The sequence below is a fragment of the Hyphomonas sp. ske169 genome (genome assembly GCF_056850855.1).
This window is the reverse complement of sequence record NZ_CP096146.1, coordinates 3333733-3350709: the sequence shown is the minus strand read 5'-3', so window position 1 is coordinate 3350709 and position 16977 is coordinate 3333733. Positions and strand designations below refer to the sequence as shown.

The 16977-nt window shown below is 56.5% G+C and carries 17 protein-coding genes; 5 read left to right on the top strand and 12 right to left on the bottom strand.

Going from position 1 to position 16977, the window contains the following annotated elements:
* Nucleotides 1-54 precede the first annotated feature (54 nt).
* On the top strand, nt 55-1092 hold the full coding sequence (locus MY069_RS16360; RefSeq protein ID WP_482794859.1) for a Kelch repeat-containing protein: 1038 nt from the start codon (nt 55-57) through the stop codon (nt 1090-1092).
* A 23-nt stretch (nt 1093-1115) separates the two neighbouring features.
* On the opposite strand, the gene ssb is transcribed toward MY069_RS16360, so the two are convergent.
* Nucleotides 1116-1604 (bottom strand): single-stranded DNA-binding protein, encoded by a 489-nt coding sequence (ssb, locus tag MY069_RS16355; RefSeq protein WP_482794858.1) that lies wholly within the window; start codon nt 1602-1604, stop codon nt 1116-1118.
* A 296-nt stretch (nt 1605-1900) separates the two neighbouring features.
* Here ssb and uvrA point away from each other — a divergent pair, with 296 nt between their 5' ends.
* Entirely contained in the window at nt 1901-4894 is a 2994-nt protein-coding gene (uvrA, locus tag MY069_RS16350) for an excinuclease ABC subunit UvrA (protein ID WP_482794857.1), read from the top strand.
* Here uvrA and MY069_RS16345 read toward each other — a convergent pair.
* Nucleotides 4891-6921, bottom strand: a complete 2031-nt coding sequence (locus MY069_RS16345) for a lytic transglycosylase domain-containing protein (protein ID WP_482794856.1) — start codon at nt 6919-6921, stop codon at nt 4891-4893. The genes uvrA and MY069_RS16345 overlap by 4 nt on opposite strands.
* Nucleotides 6922-7043: 122 nt before the next feature.
* Here MY069_RS16345 and dapA point away from each other — a divergent pair, with 122 nt between their 5' ends.
* Nucleotides 7044-7919: a 4-hydroxy-tetrahydrodipicolinate synthase gene (gene dapA / locus MY069_RS16340; RefSeq protein WP_482794855.1), complete on the top strand. Its 876-nt coding sequence runs from the start codon at nt 7044-7046 to the stop codon at nt 7917-7919.
* A 1-nt stretch (nt 7920) separates the two neighbouring features.
* Nucleotides 7921-8400, top strand: coding sequence for an SsrA-binding protein SmpB (gene smpB, locus MY069_RS16335; protein WP_482794854.1), 480 nt, complete (start codon nt 7921-7923; stop codon nt 8398-8400).
* Here smpB and MY069_RS16330 read toward each other — a convergent pair.
* From MY069_RS16330 to MY069_RS16290, 9 genes are all read right to left on the bottom strand, one after another.
* The gene (locus MY069_RS16330) at nt 8397-9386 is read right to left on the bottom strand and encodes a threonine ammonia-lyase (protein WP_482794853.1); all 990 of its coding nucleotides are present in this window, start codon (nt 9384-9386) and stop codon (nt 8397-8399) included. The genes smpB and MY069_RS16330 overlap by 4 nt on opposite strands.
* Before the next feature lie 36 nt (nt 9387-9422).
* Nucleotides 9423-10289, bottom strand: coding sequence for a UTP--glucose-1-phosphate uridylyltransferase GalU (gene galU / locus MY069_RS16325; protein WP_482794852.1), 867 nt, complete (start codon nt 10287-10289; stop codon nt 9423-9425).
* 60 nt (nt 10290-10349) lie between these two features.
* Nucleotides 10350-10628 carry a hypothetical protein gene (locus tag MY069_RS16320; protein ID WP_482794851.1) on the bottom strand — a complete coding sequence of 93 codons (279 nt, stop codon included), beginning with the start codon at nt 10626-10628 and terminating at the stop codon, nt 10350-10352.
* 81 nt (nt 10629-10709) lie between these two features.
* Nucleotides 10710-11480: an SDR family NAD(P)-dependent oxidoreductase gene (locus tag MY069_RS16315; RefSeq protein ID WP_482794850.1), complete on the bottom strand. Its 771-nt coding sequence runs from the start codon at nt 11478-11480 to the stop codon at nt 10710-10712.
* 29 nt (nt 11481-11509) lie between these two features.
* Nucleotides 11510-12412: an SDR family oxidoreductase gene (locus MY069_RS16310; protein WP_482794849.1), complete on the bottom strand. Its 903-nt coding sequence runs from the start codon at nt 12410-12412 to the stop codon at nt 11510-11512.
* 80 nt (nt 12413-12492) lie between these two features.
* Nucleotides 12493-12840: a hypothetical protein gene (locus MY069_RS16305; RefSeq protein WP_482794848.1), complete on the bottom strand. Its 348-nt coding sequence runs from the start codon at nt 12838-12840 to the stop codon at nt 12493-12495.
* A gap of 3 nt (nt 12841-12843) precedes the next feature.
* Nucleotides 12844-13671: a mechanosensitive ion channel family protein gene (locus tag MY069_RS16300; RefSeq protein WP_482794847.1), complete on the bottom strand. Its 828-nt coding sequence runs from the start codon at nt 13669-13671 to the stop codon at nt 12844-12846.
* 4 nt (nt 13672-13675) lie between these two features.
* Nucleotides 13676-14473, bottom strand: coding sequence for a ligase-associated DNA damage response endonuclease PdeM (pdeM, locus tag MY069_RS16295; RefSeq protein WP_482794846.1), 798 nt, complete (start codon nt 14471-14473; stop codon nt 13676-13678).
* Nucleotides 14474-14929 carry a hypothetical protein gene (locus tag MY069_RS16290; protein WP_482794845.1) on the bottom strand — a complete coding sequence of 152 codons (456 nt, stop codon included), beginning with the start codon at nt 14927-14929 and terminating at the stop codon, nt 14474-14476. It lies immediately after the preceding gene.
* Nucleotides 14930-15083: 154 nt separating this feature from the next.
* Here MY069_RS16290 and MY069_RS16285 point away from each other — a divergent pair, with 154 nt between their 5' ends.
* Complete coding sequence (locus tag MY069_RS16285; RefSeq protein WP_482794844.1) at nt 15084-15536, top strand: helix-turn-helix domain-containing protein; 453 nt, start codon at nt 15084-15086, stop codon at nt 15534-15536.
* Between the two features lie 19 nt (nt 15537-15555).
* Here MY069_RS16285 and lpdA read toward each other — a convergent pair whose 3' ends face one another.
* Entirely contained in the window at nt 15556-16968 is a 1413-nt protein-coding gene (gene lpdA, locus MY069_RS16280; RefSeq protein WP_482794843.1) for a dihydrolipoyl dehydrogenase, read from the bottom strand.
* Nucleotides 16969-16977 lie beyond the last annotated feature (9 nt).

Sequence of the window (16977 nt, the reverse complement as noted above, 5' to 3'; positions counted from 1 at the left end):
AATCCTGAGCACACGTTCTAGAGTGGCTTTGTTTTGCCCAGAGGGAGCCAAAAAATGCCTTTAAATTCAATGACTCGCCGAGGCGCCTTAGCCGCTGGTTCTGCAGGCTTTGTATTTGCCTGCTCCGCACGGCCAGATCCGGTCACAGAGACCGGCCCAATAAGCGGCGAATGGCGCCTCGGACCGTCCCTTCCTTTTGCGGCTCAGGAAATTTATCCGGCGCTCCACAAAGGCAATATTCACCTGGCTGGTGGGTTCATTTCAGATGGAGAGACGATATCCGGCCCCACCGATCGGCACGTTGTTTTGGACCTCCAGCAGGGCACTTGGCGTGAAGCGGCGCCGCTCCCCATCGCGCGACATCATCCCAACCTGATCAGCTTCAAAAACCAACTGCTTGCAATTGGCGGTTTTGAAAGCCCCTCGGAACAAGCAGTGTGGGTGATGCAGCCAGGAGTCTGGGCGTTTGATGGCGAGGCCTGGTCCGATGCGCCCTCCCTGCCCCAACCAAATGGGGAAAGTGTCCTCGGGGCCTTAGAAGACACGCTTCACACGTGCGGCGGTCGAAACCCAAGTGGCTCATCGAATGCGAGCTGGAACGACCATGGCGATATCGATAATCACTTTGCACTCACGGGACTGGAAGCATCTTGGGAGCGCGCTGCGCCGCTTCCAACCGCCCGCAATAGCGCAGCTGCTGCCGTCATTGGCAACCAGTGGCACGTCGTAGGCGGTCGGACCGTGTCTGGCGGCAATACGCCGGTGCATGAAGTCTATGATGCGAACGAAGATCGCTGGCGCACGGCAGCGCCCATGCCGCAAGGCCAAGGTGGGCTCGCGGCGGCATCTGTCGGTGGCAAGCTGTATGCGTTTGGCGGCGAGTATTTCAACAATGGCGGCGGGGTGTATGCTGAATCTTGGGAATACGATCCGGCCACCGACAATTGGAACGCGCTCCCTGACATGCCGCACCCGCGTCACGGGCTCGGTGCCGTTAGTGTCGGTGACGAGATCTATGTGATCGGCGGCGCGCTTGAGGTGGGTGGAAACAAGACCTCAAACCTGGTCGAGGTGTTCACACCCACAGCTTAGAGAAGCAGGCGCCGCGCCCATCATCAAAACGGAATTTCGTCGTCAAAGTCCTGGCTAAAATCTTGAGCCGGGCCTTCCATTTGGCGTGGGCCGCCGCCCTGGCCTTGATTGCCATAAGCGACTGAGTCTTGGGCATAACCGCCACCGCCGCCTGCATTATTGCGGCTATCAAGCATGGTCAGGGTCGCGCCAAAGCCGCGCAGAACCACTTCAGTGGAATAGCGGTCTTGGCCGTTCTGGTCTTGCCATTTGCGCGTCTCCAGCTGGCCTTCAATGTACAGCTTAGAGCCCTTTTTCACATAGCTTTGGACAACCCGGATCAGACCTTCGCTGAACACTGAGATCCGATGCCACTCGGTTTTCTCGCGGCGTTCACCGGTATTCTTGTCTTTCCAATTTTCTGAAGTCGCGAGCGAGAAAGAGCAGACTTGTCCGCCATTCTGAAACTGTCGCACTTCTGGATCCTGGCCGACATTGCCGACGAGAATGACTTTGTTCACTGATCCTGCCATCTTCCGTTCTCCGTTCTTGGCTTCCGATACTCATCCAGCGCGTAAAAGCTCGAATCGCTCCTGTCGCGCTACCTTTCACATATATCCACAACGGATATCGGGGTCAAGAATTTGTTCTGTATTTGTTCTTGACGGTTTATGTCAGCAGGCCGCAAGCCGCTACTGGCCAGATATTGAGGCTTTGTGATTGGGTTTACGCGGTCACACGAATGTTCTTAATACGTTCTTGTCGCCAAAATGGACTCACGACACACATCACACCTTGAACAATAACAATAGATCAGGTTGCTATTCGCATGCCCTCCCTAGAAAGCCCCTTCATTCGCGTGCGCGGTGCCAAAGAGCACAATCTCAAAAGCGTCGATGTCGATATTCCGCGTAACCAACTCGTGGTCGTCACGGGCCTTTCGGGATCCGGCAAATCATCGCTAGCGTTCGACACGATTTATGCTGAAGGCCAGCGCCGCTATGTCGAAAGCCTATCGGCCTATGCGCGCCAATTTTTGGAGCTGATGCAAAAGCCAGACGTTGAGAGCATTGAAGGCCTCTCGCCTGCCATCTCGATTGAGCAGAAGACGACGAGCCGGAATCCGCGCTCAACTGTCGGCACGGTGACAGAGATCTATGACTATATGCGTCTGCTTTGGGCGCGCGTTGGGATTCCCTATTCACCGGCAACTGGACTGCCAATTGAGAGCCAAACGATCAGCCAGATGGTCGATCGCACGATGGCGCTGCCAGAGGGCACCCGGCTGTATCTCCTGGCGCCAATGATCAGAGGCCGCAAAGGCGAGTACCGAAAAGAATTCGCCGAACTGCTCAAAAACGGCTTCCAGCGGGTCAAAGTCGATGGCGAGTTTTACGATCTCGAAACGCCGCCAACGCTCGATAAGAAATACAAGCACGATATTGATGTGGTCGTGGACCGGATCGTCGTCCGCGAAGGTATGGAACAACGCCTGGCCGAGAGTTTCGAAACCGCCCTACCCTTGGCCGATGGCATCGCGATCGCTGAATATGCCGATATCGAGGAAGGCGAGACAGCGCCCAAGCGGATCACCTATAGCGCCAATTTCGCCTGCCCTGAATCGGGCTTTACGATCCCCGAAATCGAGCCGCGCCTCTTCTCGTTCAACAATCCATTCGGCGCCTGCCCGTCTTGTGACGGGCTTGGGCAGCAATTGAAGATTGATCCGAGCCTGGTCGTTCCGGACCGTGATCTAGACCTGATGAATGGCGCCATCGCGCCCTGGGCCAAACAGGCGTCGCCCTATCAAACGCAAACCCTACAAGCCCTTGCAGATCATTACGGCTTTGACCTGAAAACGCCGTGGAACAAGCTCTCAGAAAAAGTCCAGGAAGTTGTCCTCCACGGCACGGGCGATGAAGAGGTTGAGTTTGTCTATGATGATGGTCTGCGCCGCTATGAAGTGACCAAAACGTTTGAAGGCGTGATCCCCAATCTCGATCGCCGGTTCCGGGAAACAGAAAGCCAATGGGCACGGGACGAGATCGCCAAGTTCCAATCGGCCGCTGCCTGTCCAAAATGCCTGGGCAAGCGCTTGCGCCCCGAAGCGCTCGCCGTCCGGATTGCGGAGCTTGATATCTCTGATGCTGCCAGTTTTTCGATCAAAGAAGCTGGGGAGTGGTTCGCCACGGTCAATGATACCTTGTCCCCGCAATCGCAAGAGATTGCCGGCCGGATCCTGAAAGAGATCAATGACCGGCTGATCTTCTTAAACTCCGTCGGGCTGGATTATCTCTCCATGTCGCGCTCATCTGGCACGCTGTCAGGCGGCGAGAGCCAGCGCATTCGCCTCGCCAGCCAAATCGGATCAGGACTCACCGGCGTGCTCTATGTGCTCGATGAACCAAGTATCGGCTTGCATCAGCGCGACAACGAAAGGCTCCTCGAAACCCTGAAACGTCTGCGCGATCTCGGCAATTCGGTGATCGTTGTCGAGCATGATGAAGACGCGATCCTGACCGCGGATCATGTCATCGATATGGGCCCGCGCGCGGGTGTCCATGGCGGTAAAATCGTCAGCCAAGGCACCGCCGCTGAAGTGATCGCGGATAAGAATTCTCTGACCGGCGCTTACCTGTCCGGGCGCGAGGAAATCGCCATTCCGCCGCGCCGCCGCATCAACAAAAAGGCGCGCACGCTGACGATTAAGGGCGCCACCGGCAACAATCTTCAAAACGTGGATGCGACGGTACCGCTCGGCACGTTTACTGCCATCACGGGCGTCTCTGGCGGCGGCAAATCCACGCTAATCATCGAAACCCTGTACAAAGCGCTGGCGCGTAAGCTGAACAATGCCAGCAAAGCCCCTGCGCCCGATGAGTCGATTGAGGGCTTGCATCACTTGGACAAAGTGATCGACATTGACCAAAGCCCAATTGGTCGGACGCCGCGCTCAAACCCGGCGACCTATACAGGCGCCTTCGGCCCGATCCGTGATTGGTTCGCGGGCCTGCCTGAATCTAAACAGCGCGGCTACAAGCCAGGCCGGTTCTCATTCAATGTGAAAGGCGGCCGCTGTGAGGCTTGTCAGGGCGATGGTGTCATCAAAATTGAAATGCACTTCTTGCCGGACGTTTATGTCACCTGCGACACCTGCCAAGGCAAACGCTATAATCGCGAAACCCTAGAAGTGCTGTATAAGGGCAAATCGATCGCTGATGTGCTCGATATGACGGTTGAGGAAGCCGACAAATTCTTCGCCGCGGTGCCAGCGATCAAATCAAAGATGGAAACCCTCAATCGAGTCGGACTGTCTTATATCAAGGTCGGCCAACAAGCGACGACTCTATCCGGCGGTGAGGCGCAGCGCGTAAAGCTCGCCAAAGAGCTCTCGAAACGGGCGACGGGCAAGACGCTCTACATTCTCGACGAACCGACAACGGGCCTTCATTTCGAGGACGTTCGCAAACTACTCGAAGTGCTCCATGAATTGGTGGATACGGGCAATTCCGTGCTGGTGATTGAGCATAATCTCGACGTTATCAAAACGGCAGATCACATTATTGATCTCGGCCCTGAAGGCGGCGATGGCGGCGGCAAAATCGTCGCAGTCGGGACACCGGAAGACGTTGCAAAGGTAAAAGCGAGCTGGACGGGGAAATTCCTGTCAGAAACGTTCAAACGCCAAGACGAGCGCCGCGCGAGTTCGAACCAAACCAAAGCGCCCGCGAAGGCCAAAACAACGCCTAAACCGAAAAAACCGGCTAAGGCGAAGGCGACCGCAAAGAAAGCGCCAGCTAGGACGAAGAAGGCGACGGCCTAATTGGTCCCGAACCGGCCGCGCTGAAGGTCTTCAGAGAGTTGAATATCCACCGGCGCGCCCGCCAGACGGTGGCGGTAGACTTGCGTGTTTTCTAACACGCGCTGGACATAGTTGCGGGTTTCGCTGAACGGAATGAACTCCACCCAATCGACAGGGTCGACTTCTCCGGCGCGCGGATCGCCATATTCACCGATCCAGCGCTGTGGACGAGACGCCCCGGCATTATAGGCCGCCGCGGTCATGATATAACTGCCATTGAACTGGCCCAGCAGCGTGTCGAGATGCGCACCGCCAAGGGTCATGTTGTAGCCTGGATCATCCGTGAGCCAGCTGGTTCGGAAGGGCAGTCCCTGTCGGCGAGCCTCCATCCGCGCGGTTCGCGGTACGAATTGCATCAATCCGCGGGCATTTGCATGGCTGATCGCAGCGGGGTTCATCTCGCTCTCTTGGCGCGACAAAGCCAGCATCAGCGAGCGCTCGACCTGCGGTTCACGCAGCAAATCATATTCAACCAATGGATAGGCTGCGTCAGGTGCAACGACGCCTTTGGCCAGGCCTGCTTTCGCGCCGCGTACGCCGATATCGGCATAGTGATATTCGCGGCCGAGCTCAGCCAGAAGATCGAAGTCCTGTGGTCGGGCGAGCTGATCATCAAGGTGATAAGCAAATTTCCGGAACGAGGCGTCCCATCCATTTTCTGCAAACAGGCGCATGGCCTTGACCAGAGCGCGATCGTTGAAATTTGTTCGGTCAGCATCGGTCACAGCATTATCTGACGCCAGATAAATCGTGCTTTCCATGACTTTTTCAGCCGCCAGCTGACCGTAATAAGAGAACCGGTAATTCGAGGCTTTGGTGTAAGCCTGACTAGCGTCCTCCGCATTGCCGAGCGCCTCATGCGCGCGCCCTTTCCAATAATAGGCGCGTGATAGGCTAATTGGCGTCGAAACGCCTTTCTCCAAGGTCTCGAAATGCTCAAGCGCGGCGCTGGCATCACCGAGATGTCTTAAGGCAACCCAGCCGGCGAGCCATTCCGCTTCGGCGAAATCGCGACCGCTGGTCATCCCATGCGGGGCGGACAGTTCATAAGCGAGCTTCCAATCGCCGTCTTTAAGCGCCACGCGTGCTTGCGGGTGGCGGGCTTTCCAAAGTCGGCTGCGGCCTGCTGCTGGAACGCTTTCACCATCAATTTGGCGCAATAAGGGTGTGACACGGTCGGTCATCCGGGCCCGGCGTCGCCATTCGGCGCGATCAAACATCAAACCTGGATGATTTTGCAGTTCGGCAGAAACCGAATCGACGGCCGAATCAACGCCTCTCGCGCGTCGAATAAGTTTCGAGCGCGCATCGACCAGCGTTTTCCAATCCGGCGTTAAGAGGGGTTTCAAGCGCGCAGCGGCACTTGTTTGACGCGTCCATAGTAGAAAATCCGCGCGTTTCCGGTGATCCGCTTGCGTGAGCTTGTTTTTGTATTTTGAGTAAGTCTTCTGGCTGACCTCTTTGGTCATCGTTCGGCCATGCCAGGCCTTGCGCACTTGTTCTAGGGCTTCCTCATCGCGACCGAGCGCTTCGAGCGCCCGCGCATAGGTAATCAAACCAGCGCCTGTTTTTGCGCCGCCATGCGTTTCGAACCATGCGACCCGAGCGCGGGCGTCGAGTGTTGAGAGCTCGATGACTTCTTCCGTACGGTCGCGAATCGCCGCGGTTTCCGGCCAACCGCCCAGGCGGGTCAAAGCGCGGTCCATTTCATCGAAAGACATCCGCCAATCGCGGCGCGCCCGATACCAGGTCAGAATATCGCGCGCCGTGGGATCGTTGATTTGCGACTCAGCTTGGCGAACTTCGAACCAATCGCTGCGATCAACGGCCTGCAAGCCGTCCCGCAACAGCGCGGCATCCCGGGTGGAAATCACATCAGAGGCCGCAACCAGTTGCGGCTTTAAGCTAGGCGCAGTCGGGGATTGCGCCGCGGCGGCAAACCCGAAAAACGAACAGGCAATGAGTAGGCATTTAACGCGATAATGCATGAGCTTTGACAGTATCCTCAGATTCCTTGCCGTTGATACATTCTGATTCAGGTTTATAGGCCGTATATGACCAAACTCTGGCAAATTGAGGCCGGGTTCAACTGAAAGAGTGTATCTGACAAATGTTTCATGGTTCCATTCCAGCGCTGGTAACTCCATTCAAGAATGGGGCCATCGATCGCGACGCGTTCGCAAATCTGATTGAGCGCCAGATTGAGGGCGGCTCGACAGCCCTGGTACCGTGTGGAACCACGGGCGAATCCGCGACGCTATCGCATGCCGAGCACAAAGACGTGGTCGAACAGTGCATTCAAGTCGCTGGTGGGCGTGTGCCCGTGATTGCAGGCGCAGGTTCTAACTCAACCCGCGAAGCGATCGAGCTGATCGAGCACGCTAAAACCGTTGGCGCCGACGCCGCTTTGGTGATTTGCCCCTATTACAATAAGCCCGATCAAGCGGGCCTTGAAGCCCACTTTCGGGCGATCAATGATGCGGTCTCGCTACCCATCGTTCTGTACAATGTGCCGGCGCGGACCGCCTGCGATCTCTTACCAGAGACCGTCGCCAAGCTCGCCAGCCTGCCCAACGTCATCGGGATCAAAGATGCCAGTAATGATCTAGGGCGCGTGTCCATGCAGGCAGCTCTCACCGCTGGCGAACAGTTTACGCAGCTGTCTGGGGAAGACCCTTCAAGCCTAGGTCACCGCGCGATGGGCGGAACCGGGTGCATCTCCGTGACCGCGAATATTGCGCCCGACCTTTGTGCCCAAATGCATGCAGCCTTTGATGCGGGCGATTTGGAGACCGCGCGTCGTCTCGACCAACGCCTCATCCATCTCCACAAGGCGATGTTCTTGTCGCCATCACCGGGACCTGCGAAATACGTCCTCGCCAAAATGGGGCTGTGTTCAGATGAGGTGCGCCTCCCAATCGTCGCCCCGAATGCCGAAACCAAGGCTCAGATCGACGAGGCGATGACGCGCGCTGGATTGAACTAGAATGGCGAAGAAATCTCAAACCAAGGGCCGCTCTGACGGCCTCGTCGCGGAGAATCGCCGCGCGCGCTTCGACTATGCGGTGGAAGATACGCTCGAAGCTGGCCTCATGTTGACCGGCAGCGAGGTGAAATCTCTGCGCAATGGCAAAGCCAATATCGCTGAGAGTTATGCCTCCATGGAAGAAGGCGAGCTGTGGCTGATCAATGCGGATATTCCGACTTATGAGGGCGCCAATCGTTTCAATCATGCCCCGCGGCGCAAGCGAAAACTGCTGGTGTCGAAACGGGAACGGACGCGGCTCGCGCAATCGGTCGAGCGGTCAGGGCGCACGATCGTGCCGCTGAAGCTCTATTTCAATGATCGCGGCATCGCAAAACTGCTGATTGGCGTGGCAACCGGTAAGAAATCTCACGACAAACGCGAGACATCCGCAAAGCGCGATTGGCAACGCCAAAAAGCGCGGCTGATGAAAGAGAGCTAAACCTCTCGATTCAGCACTTTCGCGAACAATTTTGCATCCACGTTTCCGCCGGTTAGCACGACCCCAATGGTCGCCCCCTTCAGCGCGTCGGGCAGCCGAAACAGAGCCGATGCCAAAGCGACGGCGCCACCAGGCTCAACAACAAGGCGCAACTGCCGAAACGCGAGACGCATCGCCTCAAACGCATGCTGATCAGTCACCACCGATCCGCCAGACAAATATTTCGAGCCGATGGGCCACGTCAGCTCCCCTGGTTGCGGGGTGAGGATAGCGTCGCAAATTGACCGCGTTCCCGGCGCATTGGCTTGGATCGCTCCCGCCTCTAAGGACCGCGTCCAATCATCGTGACCTTCGGGTTCAGCTGCCCAGATTTTGGTGTCTGGGCTGGCTTTGCTGAGCGCCAAACATATGCCGGAAATCAGACCACCGCCACCGGTGCAACAAATCAGATGATCCAGCTTTTTGCCTTGGGCTTTGACCTGCGCCGCAAATTCAAGCCCAAGCGTCCCCTGCCCCGCAATGATCATTGGATCATCGAAGCTGGGCACCACAATCGCACCGCGCTCAGCGGCGATTTTAGCGGCGATCTCTTCGCGATTTTCAGTGTCACGGTCATAGAGGCGCACTTCGGCACCGTCCGCCTCTACACCCTCAATTTTCACACTTGGGGCGTCTGCAGGCATAACGATCAAGGCGGGCATGCCCAGCGAACGCGCCGCCCGCGCGATCCCTTGGGCGTGATTGCCGGATGAGAAGGCAACGACGCCATTGGCTTTGTGTTTATCAGGAATTCTGAGCAATCGGTTGGTTGCGCCGCGAAGCTTAAAACTCCCCGTTTGCTGCAAACACTCTGCCTTGATCAGCAGCGATGCTCCAGCGATTTCATCCAAACGATCCGAGCGTAGCACGGGTGTTGATTCGACATGATCGCGAATACGCTTGCTGGCCGAAGCCACATCTGAATAGGTTGGCAGCTTAACTTTCATCGCTCCGCGCTAGACCGAAGCCAGAACAGCGTCAACTTAGGTTCGCGAAATCAGATCTCGCGCCGCTTCGCCAATTTCGGGATGATCCACCGCATGCGCGAGCACCGCTTGGAAGTATCCAAGCTTCGAGCCGCAATCATACGGCGCGCCTTCAAATTCGTAAGCGAAGAATTGCTGAGTTTCCATCAAACGCGCCATTGAGTCGGTCAGCTGAATTTCGCCACCTGCGCCCGCGCCTTGATCTGATAGTAGGCCAAAAATCTCTGGTTGCAGGATGTAGCGACCGGTAATGGCAAGGTTAGACGGCGCTTCTTCGCGCGGCGGCTTCTCAACCATCGCGCTCATTTCGATCAGTCGGCCATTTCGTTCACCCTTGGGCGCGATGACGCCATAGGAAGAGACGCGCTCCTCAGGCACCGGATCAACCGCGATGATGTTTCCGCCGGTTTGGTTATAGGCATCCACCATCTGCGCGAGGCAGGATTTTTCGGCTTTAACGATGACGTCCGGCAACAAGATCGCAAACGGCTCATCGCCGACAATGTCTCTGGCGCACCAAATCGCATGCCCTAGTCCGAGCGCTTCTTGTTGACGCGTAAAGCTTGCGCCACCGGCGGGCAGACGGGTTTTCTCAACCTCTGCAAGAATGTCGGCTTTGCTGGCTTTGCCGCGAAGATTGGATTCAAGTTCGAATGAGAGGTCGAAATAGTCTTCGATCGCCCCTTTGCCGCGTCCGGTCACAAAAACGATGTGTTCGATCCCGGCTTCGATCGCTTCATCGACGACATATTGCAGCGCGGGTCGGTCGACCACGGGCAAAAGCTCTTTCGGAATGGCTTTGGTGGCTGGTAATACGCGCGTCCCAAATCCTGCAACGGGCAGAACCGCTTTTCGAATCGTCATTGTTTTCTCCGCAGATATTCGCTCGTCATAGCGAAATTCGTGCCATTCGCCAGGCGCGACTTATGCGAGGCCAGGAACGCCGGTTGTGCCAAACCATCCGCCCATAAAAGCAAATGCAACAATCAAAGAGATCAGCAGCACAGACATCCGCTTGTTCAACGGCTGATAGTGCGCATGCAACTGATCTTGGAGTTGCCGCGCGGGTGAAGGCACGGGATCGACGGTTTCGCGTCCATCCAATGATTTAATACGCGCGTCCTTCGCAGCATATTTCAGCGCCGCTGCTTTCATCTTAGCGTCGCCAGTTTCATGCAGGTCGCTCTTACGTTTCGCAGCCATGCTGTCCTCCATCGAGGCAGCGAACATACCCAGTAACGGCTAATGCGATCTTAAAGCCCTGCAAAAACCTCAACGACCGATTTAGAGCGAGCCCCACATATGACCGCCATCGACCACAATCGTTGCGCCGGTCATGAAACTTCCAGCATCTGACGCCAGCAGCAAGAGAGGGCCAGAAAGCTCTTCATGCTCCCCAAATCGGCGCATCGGAATGCGTTTGCGCATCTTCTCGCCTTCGTCCGAATTTAGGAACGTGTCATTGATCTCGGTCTCAAAATATCCAGGAGCGATGGCGTTCACGCGGACTCCATAGCGCGCCATTTCGATCGCCATGGCACGGGTCATGTGCTCGCACGCGGCTTTGGAGGCGCAATAGGCGGCCATCGTATAGCCGACCCGCTTGCCGGCGACCGAGGCGATGTTGATCATGCTGCCGGGCTTACCAGCTTTGGTCAGCGCGCCAGCGAAAGTCCGAGCGACTAACCAAACACCCTTCGTATTGGTGTCCATGACAAGATCGAAATCATCTTCATCCATGGTCGTGAACCAATCTTCGCGGCTGAGGCCTGAATTGTTCACGATGATATCGGCTGGGCCGCCAAATCTCTCGATCGTTGCTTCGAGGCCCGCTTGAATTGTGTCGGCTTTGGTAACGTCCATCGCCACCGCCAATGCTTCGCCACCAGAGGCTTCGATCTCAGAGGCCAAGGCCTGCAATCGGTCTACTCGCCGCGCTGCAAGCACAACTTTCGCGCCAGCCGCAGACAAGACTTTCGCAAACTGGCGGCCTAAGCCAGATGAGGCACCAGTGACCAGAGCCACGCGCCCCGACAAATCAAATCGATCGGACATTTATTCCTCCAAAACTATCTGCGCGCGTCTTAGACGGTGCGTTTGGCTTTGTCTTTAGCATTGGTGGCTTCGATCGCTTCGCGCGCCGCTTGCCATTCCCCATCACCCCATTCGCCGAGACGCGAGAAATTGCCGCCGGTGGCGTTATACATCGCCCCATCAATCGCGATGGTTTGGCCATTCACGTATTCTGCCCCAGGTCCCATCAAGAAGACGGCGAGATTGACGAGCTCGTGCATCTTTCCAATCCGGCCCATTGGGTTCGCGGCATCTCGGTTCATGTCTTCCGTCGTCTCGGCTTGCGGCGCGAGCCGTTTTGTCATGCCCTCTGTCGGGAAGGGTCCTGGCGCGATCGCGTTAAAGCGCAGACCGTATCGCCCCCACTCGACCGCCAATGACTGCGTCATCGTGTTTACGGCAGACTTCGACATGGCCGACGGCACAACGAACGGACCCCCGTTCCAAATCCAGGTAGTGAGGATCGAGATGACATTGCCGCGCTTGCCTTCATCGATCCAGCGTTTGCCAATATTGTGGGTCATGTAAAACGTGCCGCGAAAGACGATGTTCGCGATCGCGTCAAACCCGCGAATGGAGAGATCCTCGGTTCGCGAAATGAAATTCCCCGCCGCATTATTGACGAGCCCCGTCAGCGCCCCGTGATTGGTCCAAATCTCATCAGTCATATCATTGATGGCTTCGGCGACGCGGATATCGCACCCATGCGCAACGACTTTGCCGCCATGGGCGCTCATCAGCGCCTCTGCGGTTTCCTCACAGACCCCGCCGCGGCGACCGCAAATATGAACTTCTGCCCCCAGTTTGAGAAAGCCCTCAGCCATCTCTTTGCCGAGACCGGTTCCCCCGCCCGTCACAAGGATGCGCTCGCCCTGCATGAGGCCGTCGCGATACATAAGCTGGCTGATATCCATAATCGTCTCTCCCGAGTTTCTGTCTATTCATAGACCTAATTCGAAACTCGGCCGAGGAAAGCGGTGCCGAAGGGGGAGGTTTACTTCCGAAAGGGCAGCGACACCAAGCGCCAGAGCAGCCAAATCGGCAAGACGATGGTCGCGCCAGCCAATGCGGGTTTCCAAAAGTTCCTTGCCGCCCATCCGGCCAAGCTTCCTACGGACTGAAGGAAACTTTGCAGCGCGCCCATGACGTTCACATCCGGTGAGCTGGGGTCAAACTCGCTCGCCATGACCAGGAACCCAACTAGAATGCAAAGCAAGGCGAGTTTTACCCAGCCCCACGGACTGATCCCAAGCAAGCGCAACAAGACATGCCGCTTAACTTTGGGGAGTTTGCCAGTGCGCGCGGCGGTGTCTCCAATCGTTTCGAGCGCTGGGTCAGTCATGACTTAAGCGACGTTTTTGACGATTTCGACTTGGTGCGGATATGGAATTGAAATGCCCTGTTTGTCGAAAGCCTCTTTGATTTGCTTGGTCAGATCGAACTTCACATCCCAATAATCTGATGCCTGAACCCAGTTTCGCGTGGCGATATCGACCGAGCTATCGCCTAGATTGACGACTTTCGCGAACGGCTCTGGATCACGCATGATCCGATCATCCGCATCAACGATAGACCGAATAATGCCGATGGCTTTATCGATATCGTCGCCATAATCGATCCCGAACGTGACATCGACGCGGCGCGTGGAATAGCCGCTATAGTTCTTGATCACGCCATCAATCGCTTGGCTGTTCGGCACCATGATTTGAATATTGTCCGGTGTCGCCAAAACGGTTTGGAACAGATTGATGTCTTTGACCGTGCCAGCGGCGCCTGCCGCTTCAACATAGTCACCCAGCTTATAAGGCCGGAAAATCATAATCATTACGCCAGACGCGATATTCCCAAGCGCGCCCTGCAGAGACAATCCAATCGCGAGGGTCAACGCGCCCAAGACGGCAACAAAGCTTGTGGCGGGCACGCCAAACACCTGCAAAACAGCAATAAACACCGCTGCGGTAACCGCCCAACGCACCATGGACCCGAAAAAGTTGCCGAGCGTGTCGTCGATACTTTCTTGTTTCATCGAGATGCCGCGGACCAGTCGCCCGAGCCATCCTGCGACGCGCAATCCGATAATCAGGACGATCAGCGCGCCAACCGCTTGTGCGGCAAACCCTAAGATCGCATCCCCATAATCGGCCCAAAGCTGCGCCATATCGATATTGTTCATGCGCCTACTCCTTTTGGTGTCTCTCTGTATTTAGCCGCCATCGCCCAAGGTCAGAGCGACGGCGATCCGGTATCAATCGCTTCGATGAAATAGGGATTACGGCTTCGCGCGACATGGCGAAAACCATCATGTCCCCGTCTGGAAAACACGGATGATAAGCCTCATCAAGCACGTTAAGTCCGCCCGTAAAGGCGCCCAATGCCGGCATGATCAATCGCTCGCCATCCGTAACGAAACAGCGGCGCCTTAAAGCCCGCACGCGGCTGACAATCTTCGCGCACGGGTGCAAGTGCCCCGCGATTTCGCCGCTCTCACCCGTCGGTTCGTGGCGAAAGACCACATCGCCCATGCGCAGCACTTTCGCGGGGCGCCCACCAAGATGTTCTGGCGGATCTGGATCGTGATTGCCTTCGACCCAGACCCAGTCCGTTTCAGTCGTCAAACGCCGTAGGCGCGCACAATCTCCATCGACCATGCGGGTTTCAGCCTTGCGATCGTGAAAACTGTCGCCCAGAGAAATGACCCTATCGGGCGCAAACCTCTCAACAAGCTCTTCGACGATCGCCAGTGTCGCGCTGGTATCATAAGGCGGCAGCATCTGGCCGCTGGCGGCAAAACTTGAGCCCTTCTCCAAGTGAAGATCCGAGACAATCAGTGTCTTGGTTTCAGGCCACCATAATGCGCCCTCTGGCAGGGGCGTGAACAAGTGTCCTCGCACATGCAAATGCGTTTCTGAAGGGATCTGTCGAGCGGCGACGGGCATGAGGGCAAACTGGCTTGCGCCGCGGCCTGGGTCAATCATTTAGCGCGCCTGTATCGCGCGAATTCGATCAAAATCTTTTGGTCGCCCGAGCCGCTCAAAAATCTCGATGAGATCTGCATCTGACGGAACATAAAAGGCGTTTCCAGAATGGATGACTTTAAGACGGCTCGTTGGCCGCACGGGCTCCCAACCATGGCGCGTCAAAATCTCATAGTTCGCAAGAATTTCAACGGGTACTCCCCCAAGGCTCGGCCGGAGGACATAGCCCGATCGATAGCGTTTTGTTCCGCCATCTTTGTCATTATCCCATCCGTGCCGTGACATCAGTTTGGCCGCATCTTGCTGCGACACGAGAACATCAATATCGCCGACCTGTCCTGGATCATAGCCTTTGATATAAACCGCCGCGCTTCCAAGGATCCACCACGGGTCCTCCGTCTGTGACAGGCGCCGCGCGAGAACTGCCAGCGTTTCAGTGAGGGAATCGGTGTGCACGCAGCGTTTATGGCTAAGGACGCGAGAAAAAGCCAGAATTGACGGGCTATTGGCGGCCCACTGGCGTGATCCTGGCGTCGCCCTGGCGTGGCGTTTTTCGCTTTTCGAGAGACATTAAGCCCACTATCAATTGAGATGCCGAAAGGGGCAATACATGCAGATGAAACCGAACGCTGAGAAGATCAAACGCTGGCGCGAAGAACGTCTTTGGTCACAAGAGCACTTAGCCGATCTCGCCGGAATTGGGCTACGTACGGTTCAACGGATTGAGAACGGAGACAGCGCCTCGCATGACTCTGTCATGGCCTTAGCCGCCGCATTTAACGTCGATGTCTCGGCCCTGACCTTTGATGCAGAAGCTGAAGCTGCGAAAGCAGCGCAGCGCGAAACCGCTCAGAAAACGGCCGGGCTCCGTTTGTCTTTCTGGATCCATCTCGCGGGTTGGGTGATCGGCATGACCACATTTGCCGCCATCAGTATTAGTGAAGGCGCGGCTGTGATGCTGGTACCGGCTTTGTGGTGGACGGTTGGCCTCGTCAGTCACGGGGTCGTTGTCGCCCTCGTCGAGTATGTACATCGCCACGAACAGCATTTCCCAAAAGCCTGATCGCTCGCGGGCGCGGCGCCTACATGTGAAGCTCGCGCCCTTCTGAGGCGAGCACAGCCTCGTGCATCATTTCCGAAAGCGTTGGATGCGGGAAGATCGTGTGCATCAAGTCTTGTTCCGTCAGCTCGCCTTCGCGGGCAATGACATAGCCTTGGATCAGTTCTGTCACTTCCGCGCCGATCATATGCGCGCCGAGCAATTCACCAGTCTCTGCATCAAAAATGGTTTTGACCAGGCCTTCCGGCTCGCCAAGCGCAATCGCTTTGCCGTTGCCAATGAATGGGAATTTCCCGACATTTAGTTTTTTGCCGGTTTTTTTAGCTTCGTCTTCGGTGAGGCCAACGCTGGCGACTTGCGGATGGCTATAGGTGCAGCCCGGTACATTCCAATTGTCGAACGGATGCGCGTCGTCAATTTTGCCAGCAATCTTCTCAACACAGATCACGCCTTCATGGCTGGCTTTGTGCGCGAGCCAAGGGCCACCTGTGAGATCACCGATCGCATACAGGCCTTTGACGCCGGTGCGGCCAAAGCCGTCAACTTTGACATGCGTGCGATCGAGTTTAACGCCGAGCTTTTCGAGCCCGAGATTTTCGGAGTTAGCGACAATGCCAATCGCCAAGATCACCCGATCCACTTCAATCTTCTCGGTCTTGCCGCCCGACTCGACTTCCGCTGTCACGGTGTCTTTGCCCTTTTTGAGGCTTTTGACCTGCGCCGAGGTTTTGAGTTTTAGCCCTTGCTTGGTGAAAGACTTGTGCGCGAAGGCCGAAATCTCTGCATCTTCAGCGGGGAGGATGCGGTCCACGGCTTCGACGACAGTCACATCAGAGCCAAGCTCATTATAGAAGCTGGCAAACTCAATCCCGATCGCGCCTGAGCCGATGACCAAAAGGCGCTTTGGCAGCGCGTCTGGCACCATAGCTTCGCGATAGGTCCAGATCAGTTTGCCATCAGGTTCTAGGCCCGCTTGTGGAATGGCCCGCGCCCGCGCGCCGGTGGCCAGCAGGACGTGATTGGCTTGATAGCTCGTGTCTTTGCCCTTGGCGTCTTTGACGATGACTTTTGGTGCCGCAGCGCCTTTTTCCAGACGCGCTTCGCCTTCGATCACTGTGATTTTATTCTTCTTCATCAGGTGCTTTACGCCGCCTGAGAGCTGCGCCGCCACACCCCGAGACCGCTTCACAACACCGTCGAGGTCAAAGTCAGCTTTGTCGACTTTGAGGCCATACGCTGCCGCAGACTTCGCGAGATGCAGTACTTCAGCAGAGCGCAGCAAGGCTTTGGTCGGGATACAGCCCCAATTGAGGCAAATGCCGCCCAAATTCTCACGTTCAACAATTGCGGTTTTCATCCCGAGTTGGCTCGCGCGAATGGCAGAGACGTAGCCGCCCGGGCCCGAACCAATTACGATCAGGTCAAAATCAGCCATCTCGGCCTC